The organism is Salipiger sp., from assembly GCF_059781815.1.
Genome location: NZ_JBYNAH010000331.1, coordinates 1 through 3,560 on the forward strand (window position 1 = coordinate 1; position 3,560 = coordinate 3,560).

Annotated in this window: 3 protein-coding genes; 2 read left to right on the plus strand and 1 reads right to left on the minus strand. The window is 63.3% G+C overall.

The window, feature by feature from the left end:
* The coding region (locus AC6RA4_RS24065) for a phage late control D family protein (protein WP_500164627.1) at nt 1-878 on the plus strand (878 nt) is incomplete at its 5' end.
* Between the two features lie 259 nt (nt 879-1,137).
* On the opposite strand, the gene AC6RA4_RS24070 is transcribed toward AC6RA4_RS24065, so the two are convergent.
* Entirely contained in the window at nt 1,138-2,088 is a 951-nt protein-coding gene (locus AC6RA4_RS24070) for a tyrosine-type recombinase/integrase (RefSeq protein WP_500164629.1), read from the minus strand.
* Between the two features lie 776 nt (nt 2,089-2,864).
* Between AC6RA4_RS24070 and AC6RA4_RS24075 the strand changes: the two genes are divergently transcribed.
* Nucleotides 2,865-3,134, plus strand: coding sequence for a hypothetical protein (locus tag AC6RA4_RS24075; protein WP_500164631.1), 270 nt, complete (start codon nt 2,865-2,867; stop codon nt 3,132-3,134).
* The last annotated feature ends 426 nt before the right edge of the window (nt 3,135-3,560 follow it).

Sequence of the window (3,560 nt, forward strand, 5' to 3'; positions counted from 1 at the left end):
TCGCGCATAGCAGCTCGGCGCTCTTCGTGCCGGGGGCCGAGATCGTGCTGAGGCTCGGCTATGACGGACAGCCTGCCGACGCGTTTCAGGGCATCCTCCTGGCCCAGACCATCCGCATGGATGGCGAGCGCGGATCGGCCCTGATCGTCACCTGCGGCGACATCGCGCAAAAGCTCGCGCGTCTCGCCGCCCCGGAACCGCATGAGGGCATCGCCGACGATGCCGTGATCACCGCGCTCCTTCGCGTCGCCGGGCTCGGGCAGGATATTGCCCCGATGCCCGGGAGGTCGGCCCGTGAGCTCTGGCAGGGCGACACCGCCTGGGAGGTGGTGCTGCGCGTCGCTGCGGCGAACGGGCTGGTGGTGTCGGTCGCGAACGGGACGGTCACCATGGCCGCGCCGAAGTTTGCGTCGCCGGGTCTGAGCGCGACCCTCGGGGAGGACATCATCGGCTTCGAGCTCACGATGGATGCCGCCACGCAAGACGCCGCGGTGGTCATCGAGGCCGACGATCCCGAAGGCCATGAACGGATCACCGCGCGGGGAGGGGAGCCTTCCGTCAACGAGCAGGGAGACCTGAGCGGCGAAGCGCTTGGCAAGGTTCTGGACGTGACCTGCCGCACCTCCAGCGGCTCCGCCATGCATCCCGACGCGTTACAGGCCTGGGCCGACGCGATCATGGCGCAAAGCCGCCTGTCCCGGTTCCGCGGCGAGATATGCCTGCCGGGCAATCTCGGACTGGTGGCAGGGGAGTTGCTCGAGCTCAACGGCCTCGGCGCGCGCTTCGACGGCAATGCCTACATTGGCTCGGTGCGCCACGTCCTCGCGGACGGCGCCTGGCAAAGCACGGTGACCGTGGGCGTGCCGGGGCGAGACTGAGGGGCACGTGATCGGGCGGGGGCGAGAGGATCTCGGAGATACGCCAGACCGCGCATGTGCGCTCAGCGTTTAACGCCGTGAGGATTTCTGGCGATCTAGGAAGTGGTGCCCGGGGGCGGAATCGAACCACCGACACGAGGATTTTCAATCCATACTGATTGATCGCGCTGAGCGTCGTCGCCCAGAAAGAAAACGGGCAGGGTGCTCGCGATGTGCACACCTGCCCGCAGTGGGATCCGACCGAAGAGATGAGTGACGGCTACGCCGCGAGAAGATCGTGCTCGAGCTTCGCGAACATCGAGACGTCCTCCTCGGCGTTCTCGAAGAGGTGCCCGTAGACGTCCATCGTCATGGTGATCGACGCGTGACCAAGTAGCGTCTGGATCTTCTTCGGGTTCCAGCCCTGCTCGATGAAGAGCGACGCAGCGGCGTGTCGCAGCGCATGCAGACCGAACTTCGGCTCACCGGCAGCGTCGACGATGGCGTTCGCGACGAGCATCGGCTTGAAGACGCGATTGTAGATGTTCGAGTAGTTCTGGATCTTGCCCGCGCCATTCGGGAATACAAGGTTTTGCACCGTCACGGGCACCGTTCTTTGCCATTGCGCGAGTGTTTCGCGCACGAGCGGCGCCATCGGGATGTCACGGTGGCCGGCGCGGCTCTTGGGCTTGCCGAGAACGCAGTGCTCGTCGGCGCGCTGGCGAACATGCACAAGGCCGCGGTCGAGATCGACATTGTCCCAGGTCAGTCCGCGCAATTCCGAGATCCGCATGCCGGTGAAGATCGCGGTGATGAACATGGCGCGGTGCGAAGCCGGCGCGTTCTCGACGATCAACCTGATCTCGTCTTTCGTCGGGATGACGCGCTCGTCGCTTTCGGAGCGGCGCCGGCGGCGCATCTTCACGTCGGTGGCGACGTTGTGCTCGATCCACTCCCGCTCGACGGCTTCGGACAGCACGGCGCGCAGGCTGATCATGACCTTGCGCACGAGTGCTTGCGAGATGCCGTCATCGAGCAGCTCGTGCATGAAGTCGCGCACCTGACCTCGGGAAAGGTCAGCGAGGGCGAGAGGGCCGATCTTCGGCTCGATGTGAACGCGGGCGTGGCTGCGGTAGGCCTTCAGGGTCGATCGCTCGAGCTGATTGCGTTCGCAGGTCTTGAGCCAGCTCTCGCAGGCGTCGGTCACGGTCTTCGTCATCGGGTTGGGCATCTTGGCCTCTTCTTTGTTGCTGATGACTACATTATACTCTGCGTGGACGCGTCCGTCGGGCGCAAAACCAAGGTGGCTCCAGAAATATTTCATATTTACAAGGCCTTGCCTTGCGTCTTGAGCGGCTGATACGCCGCGAAGGCGGGGCAACCTAGTATAGTTGTTGAACGTAAGTTATACAGGAAATCGCTGTTTTCGACCTTATACGCCGCACATCTCGCGACGTCGAAGAAACCGCGTCGCTTTCCGAATGGGGTATTAAATTACCTCATTTGATCTGGTGACGTTCGAACGTGGCAGGGAGCAATCGCAGGCCCGTGAGGAGTGCGCAGTTGGCGAATTCTGTAGAGCAGGGCTCCGGCAAGCGACATGCGCGCCCGAAGCTCAGGTCGAGCCCCGATGCTAGCGAGAGCCGGGGGCGGGCAAGCCGCAATGGCCTCGGGAGCGCGCGGGTGACACTATGGCGAACTGACAGCGTGTCTCTCTCCCTGAAGAGATACGGCGAGGTCGAGGAGTAGCGCCAGGACCACCAGAAACGCGCCTGATGCATACCTCGCGAAAATCTGCAGCAAGAAGTGCGGATAAGAGAAGCCGCGCACCTACGAGCGATTCTGAGAGTTGCAGGGCCCAGTCGACATACGGGCGTCGGCAACGCGGGAGCATCCGGCTTCCTTGATCGAGGCATCATCCTCGGCGAGCCGTCTCAGCCTAGACGCGTTGCCTGAAGCGTGCGAGCAAGGTGATGCAGAGGGGGAAGCTGTGAGGGGAGCGGGCTGATGGAAGAAGACGAGCCGAATGTCGTGATGTCAGGGAGGTGCCAGACCGTTATGGTGAACAGCTATCCCTTCTCTATCGAGATCTACCGGCTCGAGACAGAGAGCTTGTGGACGCTCGAGGTCGTCGATTGCGACGGGACGAGCCACGTCTGGGACGATCAGTTCCGCTCCGACAAGGACGCACGCACCGCGGCGCTTGAGGCCATCAGGAGCGAAGGCGCCATCGCGTTCATGCGCGGCAGCAATGTCATCCCACTCTTGCGGGACTGATCGGGGTAGGTGGCAAAGGTCCGGGGTGGCTGCTCGAGCTACAAGGATTGGGATGTATGGCGGCGGCCGACACATTGCTTGCGCCACGGCCGCGGCGACGCCTTGTATGCGCTGCGCGACGTCACGAGACCGACGCGCTTGCAACTTTTTGTCTCGGATCCTCCGCGCCCGACGCGGCGCGGCTGTCAACTGCGATCTCAACCTCGACCTTGCAGGCATGGCGCGGACGGGTTTGGCGCAGGCCGTGACCAAGCGCCGCTGTCAGTCAGTCCTTATTGACTGGTTATTTCCCCTCCCGTGCTCCCGCCTCCATCACCCAAGTGAACCCCTCTTGCCCCCAGTGTTTCGGCATCCCTACCCGTTCAATCGCTCCCTTCCGACCGAGATTGGTCATCCATGCGCGGGTGCGATCCAGCTCTTCCATGC

Coding starts and splice junctions, on each gene's coding strand:
- AC6RA4_RS24070 (WP_500164629.1), bottom strand. CDS start 2,088: ATGCCCAACCCGATGACGAAGACCGTGACCGACGCCTGCGAGAGCTGG.
- AC6RA4_RS24075 (WP_500164631.1), top strand. CDS start 2,865: ATGGAAGAAGACGAGCCGAATGTCGTGATGTCAGGGAGGTGCCAGACC.